Origin of the sequence: Methanosarcina sediminis, assembly GCF_052056915.1 — an archaeon.
GTDB lineage: Archaea > Halobacteriota > Methanosarcinia > Methanosarcinales > Methanosarcinaceae > MTP4.
In genome coordinates, this window is sequence record NZ_CP195119.1 from 562910 (window position 1) to 579895 (window position 16986).

At 44.0% G+C, this 16986-nt stretch carries 12 protein-coding genes; 4 read left to right on the forward strand and 8 right to left on the reverse strand.

The features are described 5' to 3' along the window. Positions 1-6: 6 nt before the first annotated feature. A complete protein-coding gene (locus ACSAZK_RS02390) occupies positions 7-1140 on the forward strand; it encodes an aldo/keto reductase (RefSeq protein ID WP_440955835.1) in 1134 nt (377 codons plus the stop codon). 745 nt (positions 1141-1885) lie between these two features. Here ACSAZK_RS02390 and ACSAZK_RS02395 read toward each other — a convergent pair. Together ACSAZK_RS02395 and ACSAZK_RS02400 are read right to left on the reverse strand one after the other, a co-directional pair. Then, a complete protein-coding gene (locus ACSAZK_RS02395) occupies positions 1886-4234 on the reverse strand; it encodes a hydrophobe/amphiphile efflux-3 (HAE3) family transporter (protein ID WP_440957083.1) in 2349 nt (782 codons plus the stop codon). Between the two features lie 389 nt (positions 4235-4623). Then, positions 4624-5118, reverse strand: a complete 495-nt coding sequence (locus ACSAZK_RS02400) for a MarR family winged helix-turn-helix transcriptional regulator (protein WP_440955836.1) — start codon at positions 5116-5118, stop codon at positions 4624-4626. A gap of 413 nt (positions 5119-5531) precedes the next feature. On the opposite strand from ACSAZK_RS02400, the gene ACSAZK_RS02405 reads away from it, so the two are divergent. Next, positions 5532-5690 (forward strand): hypothetical protein, encoded by a 159-nt coding sequence (locus ACSAZK_RS02405; RefSeq protein WP_197076065.1) that lies wholly within the window; start codon positions 5532-5534, stop codon positions 5688-5690. 97 nt (positions 5691-5787) lie between these two features. Here the strand turns inward: ACSAZK_RS02405 and ACSAZK_RS02410 are convergent, their stop codons facing one another. The 3 genes from ACSAZK_RS02410 to ACSAZK_RS02420 form a co-directional block, all read right to left on the reverse strand. Then, positions 5788-6183 (reverse strand): DUF3147 family protein, encoded by a 396-nt coding sequence (locus tag ACSAZK_RS02410; RefSeq protein WP_440955837.1) that lies wholly within the window; start codon positions 6181-6183, stop codon positions 5788-5790. Between the two features lie 192 nt (positions 6184-6375). Beyond that, positions 6376-6738, reverse strand: a complete 363-nt coding sequence (locus ACSAZK_RS02415; protein ID WP_440955838.1) for a DUF3147 family protein — start codon at positions 6736-6738, stop codon at positions 6376-6378. Positions 6739-6821: 83 nt separating this feature from the next. Continuing rightward, positions 6822-7724: a D-aminoacyl-tRNA deacylase gene (locus ACSAZK_RS02420; RefSeq protein ID WP_440955839.1), complete on the reverse strand. Its 903-nt coding sequence runs from the start codon at positions 7722-7724 to the stop codon at positions 6822-6824. Between the two features lie 441 nt (positions 7725-8165). Between ACSAZK_RS02420 and ACSAZK_RS02425 the strand changes: the two genes are divergently transcribed. Continuing rightward, positions 8166-10733, forward strand: coding sequence for a NosD domain-containing protein (locus tag ACSAZK_RS02425; RefSeq protein ID WP_440955840.1), 2568 nt, complete (start codon positions 8166-8168; stop codon positions 10731-10733). Positions 10734-11052: 319 nt separating this feature from the next. On the opposite strand, the gene ACSAZK_RS02430 is transcribed toward ACSAZK_RS02425, so the two are convergent. Together ACSAZK_RS02430 and ACSAZK_RS02435 are read right to left on the reverse strand one after the other, a co-directional pair. Next, the gene (locus tag ACSAZK_RS02430) at positions 11053-11496 is read right to left on the reverse strand and encodes a hypothetical protein (RefSeq protein WP_440955841.1); all 444 of its coding nucleotides are present in this window, start codon (positions 11494-11496) and stop codon (positions 11053-11055) included. A gap of 11 nt (positions 11497-11507) precedes the next feature. Then, positions 11508-12155: a hypothetical protein gene (locus ACSAZK_RS02435; RefSeq protein WP_440955842.1), complete on the reverse strand. Its 648-nt coding sequence runs from the start codon at positions 12153-12155 to the stop codon at positions 11508-11510. 456 nt (positions 12156-12611) lie between these two features. Here ACSAZK_RS02435 and ACSAZK_RS02440 point away from each other — a divergent pair, with 456 nt between their 5' ends. Beyond that, positions 12612-15434, forward strand: coding sequence for a NosD domain-containing protein (locus ACSAZK_RS02440; protein ID WP_440955843.1), 2823 nt, complete (start codon positions 12612-12614; stop codon positions 15432-15434). A gap of 502 nt (positions 15435-15936) precedes the next feature. Here ACSAZK_RS02440 and ACSAZK_RS02445 read toward each other — a convergent pair. Beyond that, positions 15937-16764: an ion transporter gene (locus ACSAZK_RS02445; RefSeq protein WP_440955844.1), complete on the reverse strand. Its 828-nt coding sequence runs from the start codon at positions 16762-16764 to the stop codon at positions 15937-15939. Positions 16765-16986 lie beyond the last annotated feature (222 nt).

The following is a 16986-nucleotide window of genomic DNA, read 5'->3' on the forward strand; positions in this document are numbered from 1 at the left end:
CAAAAAATGTTATACCGCAAATTAGGAAAAACAGGTGAGAAAGCCTCCATTCTTGGCTACGGCTCTATGAGGCTTCCGGTTATCGACGGAGCGATCGATAATATCGATGAGGAAAAAGCAATCGAACTCCTCCGCTACGCCATCGACCACGGGGTAAATTACGTTGACGCCGCCTACTCCTACCACGGCGGGAAGGGCGAAATTTTTCTGGGAAAAGCCCTTGCCGACGGCTACCGGGAAAAAGTCCACCTAGCAACCAAACTTTCCTGCAAGCGCGTAAACTGCAAAGAGGACATGGACCGTTTCTTAAACGAGCAGCTTGAAAAGCTCCAGACGGACTGCATCGACTTCTACCTCCTCCACGCCGTAAAGAAAAGCTACTGGGAAAAGATGAAGAAGTTCGGGGTTTTCGAGTTCCTGGAAAGAGCCCGTGCAGCCGGGAAAATCAAATACACAGGTTTTTCCTTCCACGACGACCTGGACGTTTTCAAGGAAGTCCTGGACGCCTACCCCTGGGACCTCTGCCAGATCCAGTTCAATTACCTGGACGAAGACTTCCAGGCAGGAGTCGAGGGCCTGAAATACGCGGGTGAAAAGGGCGTTGCCGTGGTCATCATGGAACCCCTGCGCGGCGGAAACCTGGCCTCAAAAGTCCCGGAAGAAGCAAAAAAGGTCTGGGACCGTGCAAAAATTAGAAGAAACCCTGCAGAATGGGCTTTTCGCTACCTCTGGAATTATCCCGAAATCAGTGTCGTCCTGAGCGGGATGTCGGAAATAGGGCACCTGAAAGAAAACCTGAGAATTGTGGATGAAGGGCTACCCAATTCCCTTTCCCCCGAAGAAAAGGACCTTATCGCAGAAGTCAAAGAGATCTACAAAGCCCGGATCAAAGTCAACTGCACAGGCTGCAAGTACTGCATCCCCTGCCCCCAGGGTGTAAACATCCCGCGAAACCTCGGTTACCTGAATGACGTTTACGTGCTCGGGAACGTGGAGAATGCCAGGTTCCAGTACGGAGTCCTTCTGGCGCCGGAAGAAAAAGCCGGGAACTGTGTTGAGTGCGGGGAATGTGAGGAGGTCTGTCCGCAGGGAATCAGTATCAGGGAGATGTTGAAGGAAGTAAGGGATTTGTTCGAGTGATTTAGAGTGATTTGGTGGGATTTGGAGCAATTTTTAGAAAATCAGAACCCCGGATTTTCTGGATGTTTTGGATTTCAAGCTTATAGTGTGTTTTTTAATTTGCTTTTTATCTTTGCCGGGGTTCCCACCTTGTGACCAAACCCCATGCCCACTCACGGTTGCGAAGCAACCGGCTTTTCCCTGAATTTAATGAATAAGACATAGAAAGCAAGCCAGAAACCGTATTTTTGTTTTTGAACACATATCAACTCAACAGCCTAGATATCAACTCAACAGCTCGGTGTTCTTATGCTGAACGTTGATTTCTTCATTCTGGGAAGTAATTATATTTGCATACATCTCTTCTTCCTGGCAGTTTTTTTGGGCAGGCCTCGCTTACGCTCGGAAAATAACGACGGGAGATACTATTAAGGTCGCTTCGGTAAAGTTCTGTCAGGCAATTAAAGAAGCAGCCACTGTTAAGTTCAATTATTTTTCACTTCATACCCCTGCACTTTTGTCAAATAGATTAAATCAGATCACACGGAGTTGGTTTTTTCAGAGATTTTTGGAGTTTAGAAGAGTGCAGAATTCGATACACGGAGCAGAACGAAGGTTGCTCCGGATAAGTTAACTCAAGCGCCCCAAAACAGTAAAAAAATAAAATTTAAGTTTTAGCACAGGCAGTTGCATAACCAGCATTTTTTTCTGCCTGTTTTTTCGTCCTCACGCTCCTCCTCACCTTATTCTTCTCCTCCCATTTTACTTAAAATGCTGGAACTGCTTCAACTGCTGCTGAACTTGCCGTTTTTCTCTTCTCCCGGCGGGTGTCCATCATCACAATCAGGGGCGGAAAGACCACGAAGGTAACGAAGATTGCCAGGAAAACATCAATAACAGTCACCAGCCCGAAATTGCTCAGAATGGGGAAGGGGGAGAAGATAAGGGCTGAAAATCCGAAGACCGTTGTAGCTCCGGAAGCTATCAGGGCGGAGCCTGTGGTTGTCACTGCCTGGTTGATGGCTCCCACAGGGTCCAGCCCGTTTTCCTTTTCCTCAAAGTAGCGTTCCATCATCAGGATGGAATATTCGGACCCCACGCCAAGGATCAAAGCCCCTAGCACTGCAGTCATTGGCGTATATGCAAGGCCCAGCCCGGACATGACAAGGCCTGACCAGCCGACGACAATAAACATGGGAATTATGGGGGAAAGCGCCTTTACGGGGTTCCTGTAAACCACAATCAACCCGAGCAGCACGAGCCCTATTCCAAGCATGGTCATAAAGACTCTCCCGCTCGTAAGGGCACTTATTATGTCAATCATCGCCACACTTTGGCCGGTAATGGTGACAGTAACGTCCGGAGGAGGCTGCATCCACTGTACATCTTCCTTGACAATGTCTCGCAGCTCTTTAATGCCCGTGATTTCGAGGTTCTCCATAGCCTGCCCTATATCTAGGTCAATCGTAAGCAGCTGGCTGCCCTGCTTGTATTCTCTGCTCTCTCTTTCCGGGATCTCGCTGTATATTTCACGTATTTCTTCGGAAGTTTCGGGAATGGTGCCGCCGTTTCTTTCCTTAACGAGGTCTACAATGCTCGTAGCTGCGTAGACATGGCCCCGGGTTGCAACTTCATGCCTGCTGAACTCGTCCATCCACTCCAGGACCTGCGGGTCACTGTTATCCCTAACTTTAAGAATGATATTCAGGTGGTCCCCCATTCCGGGAATTATATCCTGCATCTGTTTAAAATGTATCAGGGAAGGCATATCCTGAGGGATGAAGCTATTCGTATCGCTCTGGATCGGGACTGACTGGTCTGCGTAAATCCCCGCAAAACAGGTAAGAAGAGCAATTGCGAGGATGACTCTGGAATGTTTGATGGTAAAGTCGGCGACCCGGATAAGGACTTTTTCGATTGCTTTTGCTTCCTGAACCTGTGCCCCGGGAGAACTTTCAGGGCCTGGTCCGGTTATTCCCTCCCCATTTTTCTTTTTGAAAAGCCCAAGAGGATTCCTCTTTGCTATCCAGTCGAAAATGTAAAGGGTTACAAGCCCGAAAAAGATTGCAGAGATATAACACATAATTACCCCTATCAGGAGCAGTTTTCCGAAATCCCGAATCATGGGGATGGTGGAAGTAAAAAGAGGGATAAAGCCAAGTGCAGTCATTGCCAGGGCTATCAGGACCGCAGGGGCTGTGTGCTTAATGGTACGGATAAGAGCCTGCCCGGAGCTAATTCCGGACCGGATTTCCTCTTCCATCCTGTTGTGGAACTGGATGGCATAGTCAATACCTATCCCTATCAGGACTGGAAAAGCTGCCATGGACACCATTGTCATGGGCACTCCGGCATATCCCATAACCCCAAATGTAAAAAAGACCCCCAGAAGCACAACAGGGAGCGGCAGCAGCCCCCACCTGACATGTCTGAAGACCAAGAGAAGCACGACAACCATCAAGAGAGAGGCAACTCCAAGCAGGACCCCCATGCTCTGGCTTATCTCGTTGTTAATGTCAAGCCGCAGGGCGGGAGAACCCGTGATAACGAGGCTGTACCCGGGAGGAAAAGAGGCTTCCTTCAGGGAAGTGTCCAGGACGTTCAGGATGTCTTCTCGCTGCTGGTCCGTGCTACTGCCTGCGATTTTGACCCCTATCATCATGTGGGTCCCGTCGGGCATGAGAGATTCGAACATTTCCGGCTGGCTCTCAAGCATATCCTGGACTTCCCGGTCCGAATCCGGAATCCTGGCTCGTCCTGAAACTTTATAATTGATTTTCTTTATCAGGGTAGCAGGGCTGGTAACCGACAGAACTCCCGGGACGACCAGCATCTGCTGCTCCAGTCTGTCCGCGGCTTTCATCACGGCTGCAGATGAGACCTCGTTTCCCTCGACCATCACTACAATGTCTTCGGTCTGGAAGTTCTTCTTGAAAAGGTGGTCATAATCTTTATACAGTTGTGTGCCTTTCGAAACAAAAGTTTCCGTCCCTGAAGCCATCTCGATCATCTGTGCCCCCTGAAAGGACAGAAGGACAAAAAGGAACATGACAGCAATTATAGTCGGACGGTTACTCTGGATAAAAACTCCTAATTTTTCGAATATGTTTTTTATGGTGGTACCCCCTTGGAGGCATAACAGATATGATTTCTTTCTTTTGATTTTGGGACAATCTTCATCTGAAATTTTCAGGTTTTATTCCGGATGCTTAGCAGGTTATTCTGAGTGGTAATCATCAGGTGCTTTTCTGATTCATTATCAGGTGCTTTTCTAATTCATTATCAGGTCCTTTTTGTCAGCAGCTTGGTCCGGAAAAAATACATAGCCACGGCTAATCAAAACCGAAATCCCCATGAAAAATTAATCAAACCTTTTAGTGCTTGCTCAGATTCCCTGGAGCAGGAAACCCTGTTATAGGAAACCCTGTTACGCAAATGCTTTATCAGTGTTATTTATCAAATCGGGCCGAGAGCATGAATCCTTCAGGTAGGGATTTTTACCGGTCAGGACCTATCTCCTGCCTCCTTTACGAAATCGATTTTTCTCATGATCCGTACCTCTGTTTTAAGACATTCTTCATAATCTTTGATGTCCTGTTCTTCAAGATGCCCCATGAGAAATGCGTCAACTTCTCCCATTTTCTCATTCATTACTTCGTAGTACCTCTTACCCTTTTCAGTAAGGGATACCAGGACTTTTCTGCGGTCTTCCGGGTCCGTTCTTCTCCCGACAATATCCTTTTTCTCGAGAGAGTCTATCATCCTTGAAAGGCTGCTCCTGTCCAGGTTCATGCACAGGCCCAGGTATGAAGGAATTATTTCTCCTGCCGTGCCAATTATTATGATGGCCAGAGGCTGCTGTTTGCTGAGTTTTTCGAGCTCTTCCAGGCTGGTCCTGGAGATTTTTTGATAGACTTCTCTTTCAAACAATTTGTTGAAAAGTATCGTCCTTTCCAGCATTAGCCGCCTGATTTCTTTTATTCTTTTGTCATCTAACATGCTTCCTCCAGGACGCTATACATGTAACTAAGGCGCACAGATGCAGAGATGCCGTCGCCGGATTTTAGAGTCGGTTCGTAAGCTTCCGGGGATTTACATGAAGTTCATTTAATGAAAACTTAATGTTTAACAATTACAAATGGTGCAATTGTCAATAATTGATATTTGCAACAAATAGTCGAATCTGATATTTAAACATTTCCATTTTTATTTTGAAAGTAAAAGTGACTTTTGAGATGGATTATGTTAAATTTTTTCAGAAAAGTTTCCGGGGATTTGAAGGAAAAGAAGCCAAACTTCAGCTTATCCCCTCTTATTTTTTGGCATAGAATAATCTTCAGAACCTCTGTTTCAAAAGCAGTTTGAATCCGGAAAGCATAGTTTTCTCATCAATCAAAATAAGGTGATTCAATATGCGCTGCAATGAAATGACGAAAGGCCAGGTTCTTTTTTGTGAAGACTGCGGATTCGAAGTGCAGGTTATAAAAGAATGCGGAGAGGAATGTGAACTGGGAGCCTGCTGCACAGGAGACATTTCCTGCTGCGGAAAACCGATGAAGCTAAAAGAATAAACTGGGGAATAAACTGGGGAATAAACTCCCGGCCGTTTTAGCCATGAATCTGACCGAAATCTGACCGGAATCCCCTCTTGTAATTCAAGAAATATTTTTAGGGGGCTGTCCCCCTGCCTCTTTCTTCCATCCTTCTTTCAAGGAAGCCCTGCATAAGCCTTATGAACACAAAGGAGCTGAAGAGCCAGGCCACGAGGGCAATAAGAAGGGAAAGCCCCCATTTGTTCAGGTACTGCATGCCGAGGCTGGCCACAAGCACACAGACCGTGCAGCCCATCATCCCGGCGCTTGCCCCGAGAGCAATGTCAGCGGCCCGCTCGGAACTTTCAAAGTGGCCTGCCATAATAACAGCTGCAACCATCACTGCCGGAAAAGCGGCAAAAATCCCCGCAAAAGCCTTCCAGGGAAGGAGCTGCAGGACAAGAAAACAGGCAACAACAGAGCTTCCCCCGAGGATGAACCTTAAAGCAAGATCCCGGATATCAATTTCCATGAATTTCTCCCTTATCTCAAATTACCGTCTTTGACTTCGAGTTTTACTTTCCGTTTTTACTTTCCGTTTTTACTTTCCGTTTTTAATTTCCATTTTTAATTTCCATTTTTAATTTCCATTTTTAATTTCCATTTTTAAATTCCATTTTTAATTTCCTTCACCTTACATTCAGCTACTTTTTGGGTTTTTGTTTCAAAAACCGTACCATGCAAAGTAAATTGCCGGTGCAAGCACGGCCCAGAACAGGAGAGCTCGGGATAAGCCCGATTTCCATCCGTACCTGAGGATCAGGTAGCTGGCTGCAAGCGCACAGCCGATATCTGCGACCATCCCTACAAGGGCACCTTTTGAGACCTGTTCGGACATAAACAGAAGGTCCTGTCCTCTGAATTCCAGGCCCAGGCTAAGGACGGCAGCCAGGTAGACCGCCGGAAAAGCTGCAAAAATCCCTCCTATCCGACCTCCGAAAGCTTTTGCAATCAGGGTGGAAGCCACTACTGCACTGCCACCGAGCACAAAGCGGAGAGAAAGAGGGAAGAGGTCAATGTGAAACATGATTCATACGCCACGAAGATATATATTTCAGCTCCAAATATTTTTATTCTGCTCCGGGTATTATTATTCCGCTCCAGATAACCTTATTCTTCTTCGGAAAGCCCGTATTTTTCCCGGATCTCGGATTCTTTCAGGACCGAAAGCCCCAGTTTTTCCACGATTTCGGTGATCCGCTTTTTGTCCGCACTTTTCATGGACTTCCTGTCAAAGTAGACAAAGTCGGCGCCGGATTTCTCGACTGCCTGCCGGATAAGGGCCTCGTCCACAAACTCAAGCTGGTACTTCGGGAAGTTGTGCCCGAAAGAGATTGCGGTTTCCAGCAACATCCCGGTCTGGCGCATGGCGTAGTGCCCGCCCCCAAACCCGACTGCAGTGGGGACTTTTTCCAGGGAAACGGCAAGAATAGCCCGGGCAGCGACTTCCCCTGGAACCGGTTCTTCCCACTGTCCTTCAGTGCTCCCGATTTCGGCATAGAGGGAGGGCACAGTTAGTTCGGTTGGCCCGTGATGGGTCACTTCCAGGGTTACGTCGTAGTCCAGTCCCTTTGCTTTGGCAAGCCTTTTCATCTCCATCAGGATGGACTTCATGGCTGGCGGGGAGGAGACTGCAAGCTCTCTCGGGTGCCCCCCGAGCCTGGCTTCGTCTGAGGAGTTTCCTGTGCAGTGCACGGTCAGGGACTTTACTTCCTGCTTGCTCCTGTGTTTGGAAGCAAAGATGATAAGGGAAGCCGGAAGCCCTGCAGCTTCCAGTTTTTTATCGATCCCGTCCTGGAAAACGTGGATCTCCTCGATGTCCACAAGCCTGAACTTCCCGTCTGCGGATTCACGGGCAGCGGAGAAACCTGAGTTTTCCGGGAGTTCAAGGGGCTTCCATTCCACGAGGGCAAGGAGGTGTTTCTTTATGTTCTGGCTGGCAAGGTCAGGGGCAGAACAGATGATGGTGATTTTTGAATTATTAGCATTCTCTGGATTACTGATATTTGTCATTGTCAGATCAGTCCGGTTTTATTCTGAATTTAGCCTGAATCTATTCTGGACTTTCGTTCAGAAACAATTGCCTTTAGAATTAGTAAAGATAGATAAAACCAACCCCAAAATTCCGGCTTGAATCACGAAATTGATGTTTTACCCATTTTGAGTTTCGGGATAAATCCCTGTTTCCGGGTTTTGCAGAATTCTCATTTCATGCAAAAAACCGTTTAGTCCTGAGAAGAGATCGAAAACCTGTCGGCTTTTTTGTTTCCTTTCCTAAAAGAAAGTATGCCTTACTAAAATAAAGGAGAAACCTTTGGAGATATATAAAAATATATTCTATTTTTAAAAGAGTCGGCAACTTTTTGTAATATTTTCAACATTACATTTTAACATAGTTAAAAATGTTTCAGCGTTTAACAAATTCTCCAAGTTAAAAATTTGGTGGGAACCCGGATGAAAAATTATGCAAGAAACAAGATAAACATTCACATTATATTTTGCCTAACTGCAATCGCAGCCCTCCTCTTGATAAGCAGCGGCACCGCAGCCGCCGATGATATCTACGTAAACTCTACTGTAGGATCTGCTGATTTCACGACCATTCAGGCAGCCGTGGACAGCGCATTACCAAACGATACAATAATTGTGGCTCCAGATACATACATTGAAAACGTCGATGTCAATGTGGAAAACCTGACAATCCGCTCCGAAAGCGGACCCGGACTTACCACGGTTCAGGCTGACAAATCAGAGGATCATGTATTCCACGTAACGGCAGATTCCGTTACAATCAGCGGGTTTAACATAACCGGAGCTATCAATACTGATATGAGCGGTATCTATCTTGCTTACGTTAGAGAGTGCAGCGTTCTAAATAACACCGTATCGGACAACTACTACGGCATCTATCTTCCTGGTTCGAGCAGTAACACGCTTGAAAATAACACCGCAAATTCGAACACCAACTACGGCATCTGGCTTTCTTCTTCGAGCAGCAACACGCTTGAAAATAACACTGCGAATTCGAACGGCGAATACGGCATCTATCTGTATTTTTCGGACAGAATCACGCTTTCAAACAATACCGCAAATTCGAACACCAACGACGGCATCTATCTTTATTCTTCGACAAGCAACACGCTTTCAAACAATACCGCAAATTCGAACACCAACGACGGCATCTATCTTTATTCTTCGACAAGCAACACGCTTTCAAACAATACCGCAAATTCGAACACCAACGACGGCATCTATCTTTATTCTTCGAGCGAGTATAACACGCTTGAAGATAACACCGCATCGTACAACACACACGGCATCCGGCTGGATTCATCGGATAGCAGCGAACTTTATAATAATACCGCAAATTCGAACACCAACGACGGCATCTATCTGTATTTTTCGAACACCAACACGCTTTCAAACAATACCGCAAATTCGAACTCTTTTACCGGCTACGGCATCACGCTGTATTGTTCGAGCAACAACGAGCTTTATAATAACACTGCATCGGACAACGCCTACGGCATCTGGCTGTATTCTTCGAGCAGCAACACGCTTTCAAGCAATACCGCAAATTCGAACAACGAAGACGGCATCATTTTGAAATCTAGCAACGATAATACACTTGAAAATAACACCGCATCGAATAACGCTAAAGGCATCTACCTTACTTCATCTAGTAGAAACAAGCTTTTAGACAATTCCGCGGATTTGAACACCAACTATGGCATCAGGTTGTATTCATCGAGTAGCAACACACTTGTAAATAACACCGCGGATTCGAACACCAACTATGGCATCTGGCTGAAGGATTCGGAAAACGATACTCTTGAAAGTAACACTGCATCGGATAACGGTTTCTACGGCATCTATCTGGAATCTTCAAGCGGCAACAGGCTTTTCCTTAACGATCTGCTGGATAATTCGGTCCAGGTCACGGCGGATGCAAACAACGTCTGGAACAGTTCGGAACCCGTAAACTACCTCTATAATGGGAAAAGGTGGACTAGCTACCTCGGAAATCATTATTCGGATTACGAGGGATTGGATAATGAAGGAGACGGAATCGGTGACACTCCTTATGTATTCGATATCACCACTCCTCTTGTAAACGACAGTTATCCCCTGAAAGCTTCCTCTGACAACTATATCCCGCTTGCTTTCGACAACGAGTTCCCGATCATCAATTCGGTCGAACTTTCCCACGGATCTCCTCTCTATGAAGGAGACAGTATTCTCGTAACTGTCGATGCCACTGACAATATCAGCGTGTATTCCGTGAAAGCCTCAGGAATCTCCCTTACCTGCACTGGAGGAAACATCTGGCAGGGCAGCCTCGTAGCTGAGGAAGGGACACATCCGGTAAACGTTTCGGTAGCTGATGCATGGGGGAACGTTGTATGGGACAATTCCAGCAGCTACACGGCAATTGTTGATACCGATCCCTCAGGGGTTTCAGGTTTACAGGCAACTGCCGGTTTGACCTGGATCAACTGGACCTGGAACAATCCTCCCGAAACGGACTTCAACCACACTATTTTGTATCTGGACGGAATTTTCCTTGCAAACACTTCTGATAGTTATTACAACGCTACCGGGCTCCATGAAAATACGGAGTATGAACTGGGCACTCTTACCGTTGACTTCTCCGGAAACATAAATGAGACCTGGATAAATGATACCGCAACAACTGACAAAACGGAATCTCTGGAGCCTTCCTCATCAGGCGGAAGCGGCACTGGGAAAGCCAGAATAATTCCCGCAGGAACAGGAGTGGCAGATGAACCCGGTGAAGATCCTGATGGAAAAAAAGATGAATCCGATGGGTCAGATACGCTGCTTCCCCCTTCAGGGGATCCAGACACACCCAAAACCCCCACAGCTTCTGACGTGACAAAAGCTACCGAGGAAGATGGAAACGATGAAGGAAACGATGAAGAAGAAAGGGCACCGGGATTTGAACTTGTATTTGCAGTTTCAGGCCTGCTGGCGGCTCTCCACTTCGCAAGAAAAGAGTAATACGAAATTAGGATTGAGGGGTTTCTTTCCCCCTCTCTTTTCCTTCTTTCTTCTTTTTCCCTTTCTTTTTTTTCTTGAAGTTTTTCCGTCCCCCGATCTGCAGAATGCTTATTTTGAACCAAAAACCGTTTTTCTTGAAATGAGATAGGAAGCCTCCACCAGCTTGCCTGGCGGTCCTTTTCCTCTGCAGTCAATTGAACATTTATATTCTCTTCATTCAAATATTGAATGAGGGATTCATGGTTAGCTTTCCAATGCAATCCAAGCATAAACTCATTATCAAAAAAATTGAAAAGTGAAATTCATTTTTATGTCAAATTTAATCATAATCCCACTTCATGCCTTTTCCCGGTTCATAAGACATTTCATCCACGACAATTGGATAATACTTACTATCTTCGTCATATAATACTATGTGAACTTTTTTAAAGTTGCTAATTTTCCCATTACATGTACTTACTGTTTTATTATCCAAAGTGACTTTAAATCTATAAGTTGTCCAACGATTGAATTTGAACCAGAATGTTTTTGGATAAGAAGCACCTCCCTCTGGTCCCACGGAATATTTTTCCTTGATTATAGATTGGTTGTATAAACCGAATACCTCAACAACTACCTCATGACGAGTATCGTCTTTATTAGATATATCGTAAAGAGGGAGCAGAGAACCATATAAAATATAAGGAAAGATGCTATAGATATAAAAGCCTAAAAGGAGAAATGTTAAAGCTCCTGTGATTATGATTATTCTTTTTGTTTTCACAATTTACCTTCCTATAATATAGAGGGTCCCGGTTTTGTAGAACTTTTCTTCTCAAGAATTTCAACGATTTTCTTTGCAACTGCTCTTGCCTCTTCTTCTTCGTCATATACAATTATTTCCATGAAAGCGTTTGAGATCCGGACAAAATAAATATGCCGACTGCCATATTTCTCTGAAACGACAGCAGCTTCATCTCCAATTCCTGATATTCTTGTTCCATTGTTTTTATTGTTCCTGTAATCAAAATATTTCTTTGCACCATTGAGGTCATTGAAGACAAAAGTGTCAAGTTCAATGAAACTAGTTGTAATTTCATTATCCAATTTTCTCAGTTGTAAAATTGAACTGTCTTTTACCTTTGATTCATTAAGTTTAGTTGCCATTTCCAGCAAACGTTCTTTGTCTTTTTTTACTTCCTCAGGATTAAATCCTATTTCATCAATTTGAGTAACAAAATCCTCAAGGAATTCTACCGGGTCACTAATATATTGATAGTTTTCGTCTTTCCATCCAGGTCCGATTTCACTTGCGTTTATTTTAAGTTGTTTTGCACTACTAATTGTTGAAGATCTTTCCCCATTATAAGGCGCATTCAATGCTAAAACTAAAATTGAAACTATTATCAAGCAGCCAATTATCAGTAGTCTGTATTTTTTCATTTTTGGTTTTTCCCGGAAATCCCCTACAATTTAGAGTCAACTTGGCAAATACTCTAATATGGAAGTCTAAAAAATTCCCCCTATTCACATTCTCTCATTTCTTCACTTTTATATAAAAATTACATTTCAATATATAAATTAATTCATTAAGATTACGTTTGTTAGTAATTTAAGTAACATCAAAAGTTGCTAATCTGCTAATTTTTATCTTTAATATCATTTTTCACATCTACTTAACTATATTTTTCTTTAAAAATAAGTTAATTTTTTGTAGTTATTCTCATAAAAAATACATTAGTTATAAAAAAATGATATTTTGCTCAATTAATTATTAAGTTCCCATAAATTTAGTAAGGAATCCCCATGAATTGTTGTAGAAGAACCCGGATAAACAATCATAAAATATTTTGCCTGGCAGCAGTAACAATCCTCCTATTAATAAACAGTGGCACTTCGGTGGCATCAACTATTTTCGTAAGTCCCGGAGAGTCGATCCAGGCTGCAGTAAACAATGCCTCTCCCGAGGACACGATCATCGTGAGAGACGGAACATACAATGAAAATATTTTGGTAAACGTGGAAAACCTGACGATACGATCCGAAAATGGGCCTGACTTTACCACGGTCCAGGCTCTGGTCTCCGAAAAAGACATATTTAAAGTCACGGAGAATTCCGTAACGATCAGTGGGTTTCACATAACCGGAGCTACCAGAAATAAATGCGGCATCTATCTTTTTGAAGTTGAAGAGTGCAACATTCAAAATAACAAAATGTCGAACAACTTCAATGGTATCAATCTGATATCTTCGAGTAACAACACACTTGAAAATAACACGGCATTTAACAACTACTACGGAATCTATCTGCAATTTTCGATCAGCAACACACTTGAAAATAACGTAGCAGATTCGAACTACTGCAACGGCATCTCTCTATCTTCTTCGAGTAACCGTAACATGCTTTTAAACAACAAGGTAGATTCAAGTAGTTGCAAAGGTATCTGTCTATGCTCTTCCAGTAATAACAAGCTTGAAAATAACACCGCATCGAACAACGCGGATGGCATCTATATAGAGTCTTCAAGTAACTATAATACACTTTCAAACAACACTGCGGATTCGAACAACTTTTATGGAATTCATCTTTATTCTTCGAGAAGCAACACACTTTCAAATAACAAGGCATCTAATGGTTATTACGGTATCTATTTAGAAGATTCAAGCAATTATAACACACTTTCAGACAATAGGGTATCAAAAAACTACTATGGTATTTGGCTGTATTATTCTTGTGGCAGTATTCTTTCTGGAAACCTGATGCAGGACAACAGGTACAATTTCCATGCAGGTGACAACCATCTGGCCACCAACATTATCTGTAATAATAACAGCATAGAAGGAAATCCAATCTATTATCTTATTGGAGTTTCAGATCTTGAAATCAATTCATCTTCAAATGCAGGGACAATATACCTTGTTGACTGTAAAAATGTCACTATTAAAGACCTGATTATTGAAAATACAGGGGTAGGTATATACCTTTATAATACTACGGACTCGAAACTGGACAACAACAGTATTATGGAAAATTGTTTGGGCATCTATCTATCTTCTTTGAGCAATTATAACATGCTTGAAAACAATAAAGCAGATTCGAATAAGGACTGCGGCATCTCTCTGTATATTTCCAGCAACAACACGTTGATCAATAACACAGCAGATTCGAACGACAACTACGGCATCCACCTGTATTCTTCCAGCAACAATATGCTTTCAAACAACACAGCATCGAACAACTATCGCGGCATCTTTCTTTCTTCTTCGAACAGTAATGCACTTTCAAACAACACAGTAAATTCTAACGACAAAAAAGGTATCTCTCTTTTTTCTTCGAGCAGCAACACGCTTAAAAATAACATCGCATCGAACAACGAGTACGGCATCTCTCTTTATTATTCGAGCAGCAACATGCTTTTCCTTAATGATCTGCTGGATAATTTGGTTCAGATAAGCGGAGATGAAAATAATATCTGGAACAGTTCAGAACCCGTAAAATACCTCTACAAAGGGAAAAAGCAGACGAGCTATCTCGGAAATTACTATTCGGATTACAGCGGAGCGGATGCGGATGAAAACGGAATTGGAGATACTCCTTATGAATACGACATCTATCCCCTGCTGGTTCCTTCCTACAGTTATGTCCTGCTTGCTCCCGACAGCGAGGCTCCGGAAATCAGTATTGGAGTCGGGGTAAACCCCGGAACCTTGAGTTTCAAGCTTAAGCCTGGTACTCAGGAAGAACAATTACTATACGTGATTAACACTGGCAGTGAAGCTGCAGATTGTGAAATCCGTATAGATAATTCTTTAGGTGAGGGCTGGTTCACTGTATCTCCATCTTCCTTCAACTTGGAGGCAGGGGAAATCAAAGAGGTTAAAGTAATACTTACTTTACCCTCTTCTGTCAAAGCCGATGCAGCCTGTAAGATCCTGGTCGTGCCAACTTCAGGAACTGAAGTGATGGCCGGGGTCAAGGTTCCGGTTTACATTGATGTAGTTACCTCAACTTCCAGTGGCAGTGGCGGCTCATCCGGCGGAGGCGGAGGCGGTGGCTCTCCCGAACCTGCCAGTAACGTTGAAGCCAAAGAACTTTCCCAGCAGTTCGTAACAAGCGGCAACCAGGCAAGGTTTGATTTCCCGGAAGGTGTCACCTGCGTCTGCTATGTAGCGTTTGATGCAAAGAGGACTTTTGGCAGGACCTTTACCACCATCGAAATGCTCAAAGGCAAATCCGCCCTTGTGAAGGAACTTCCAGCTGGAATAGTCTACAAAAACGTGAACATCTGGGTTGGAAACGAAGGCGTTGAAAGCCCGGAAAACATCGGAAATGCAGTGATCGGGTTCAGAGTTGAAAAAGAATGGCTCGAATCTAACGGTGTTGATGAAAATGCCGTTCTCCTTTACCGGTACAGCGGTGAAGAGTGGAGTGCTCTCGTTACCCGAGTTACCGGGGATGATGAAAACTTTGTGTACTTTGAAGCCGAAACCCCCGGCTACTCCCCGTTTTCGATAGTTGCCAGCCAGGTAGAAATAACGGTAAAAGAAGATTCGAAGGTTTCTGAAACTACGGGTAATCCTGTTGATGCGAAAGTTGAAAATAATACTTCCGAAGCCGCCACTGAAGGTGGAGAGGAAAAAGCTCCCGGCTTCGGAGCAGGCTTTGCTCTGGCAGGAATTGTGTGTGTCCTCTGTGTTTTGCGGGAAAAGAAACACAGCTAAAGATCGGTGCTTTCGTAAAAAACAGGCATAGGTCTTGTGCAAAAGTGAGGGAATGTTTCAGGCAGGAAGAACTTCAGTCCTGTCTGGGAATTTTCCTGATCAGCCGGGGCAAATTATGGTTCCCAGATTCTGTTGAATGATTTCTTTGATCCAAAAAACCGTTTTTCTTGAAATGAGATAGGAAGCCTCCGCCAGCTTGCCTGGCGGCCCTCTTCGAAATAATAATTAGAAGATTTAAAGTAATACGACCGCGGACTTTTTTTAAAATATTAATCTATTTTTTGTCAGTGTACATAGTTTTACGCCGTCTTTTTTGCTTTCTCCTCCTTTTCAATTTTCATTTGGAAAAGCCGGAAGCCTTTGGCTTCCGGGACAAGAACAACTCAATGAGGCTAATATGGTTAAGTCGGTTTTCATCTTGGAGTTTTTCAGGATTTTCGCGGTTACGTAAGAGGTGCAGACAATATTCTGAAAACGAACGGTTAGCTGGTCAAATATAAGCTTATAATTTTGCCCCGCAGCGCTTGCAATAATTGGCGTCACTGTCATTTCCTTCAAAACTGCAGTTCTGGCACACCCTTCCACCAAGGTATTTCCTTGCATAGGTGATCTCGGATGTGACAATACCTGTCGGGACCGCTATGATGCTGTAACCTATTATCATGATAATCGATGCCAGGGCCTGTCCGAGATTCGTTTCGGGGACTATGTCCCCGTAGCCTACGGTGGTAAGGGTTATGATTGCCCAGTAGATGCTCCGGGGTATGCTGGTAAACCCACTATCTGCCCCTTCAATAACGTACATCAGGGAGCCCAGTATCACTACCAGGTTCAAAACCGTAAACAGGAAGAGGGTTATTTTCCGCCGGCTCGCACTCAAGGCTCTTATCAATAAATCCGCTTCACCCATGTACTGGGCAAGTTTGAGCACCCTGAATACCCTGAGTAACCGTAAACTCCGGATCACCAGCAGGTACTGGCTGCCCGGCAGCATAAGGCTAAGATAGGTAGGGAGAATTGCCAGCAGGTCTATGATACCGAAGAAACTCGTAGCATATCGAATGGCCCGGCCAACACAGATCAAACGTAAAAAATACTCCACTGTAAACATTATCGTGAAAATCCATTCCAGGGTATGGAACAAATCACCATATCTAATCGCAATGCTGTTTACGCTGTCGAGCATAACAACAATAACGCTCAGCAGGATGGTGAGAATCAGGATTTCATCAAAAAGCTTTCCTGCGGGGGATTCTGCTTCAAATATTATTTTATATAAGGTATTTCGCCAGTTATCGTAAGGCGGCCTATTTTGCGGGTTACTTTTCACTGAAGCAGCCATTGTTAACATCCATGCAGCAAGGTTTTGATAAGCAATTTAAGTTTTAAATTTTAAGCTTTTGAAGATGAACTTATTCCGCAGCATCTTACAAAGCAGTTACGTCTATCTATGTTTCACAGGGTAATATGTATTTTCTTGCAGTGGATTTTCCCTAAGGAGAGTTCCTTAAAGAGAGCATTGCATTAAATGAAACATGTGCATTAATATAAC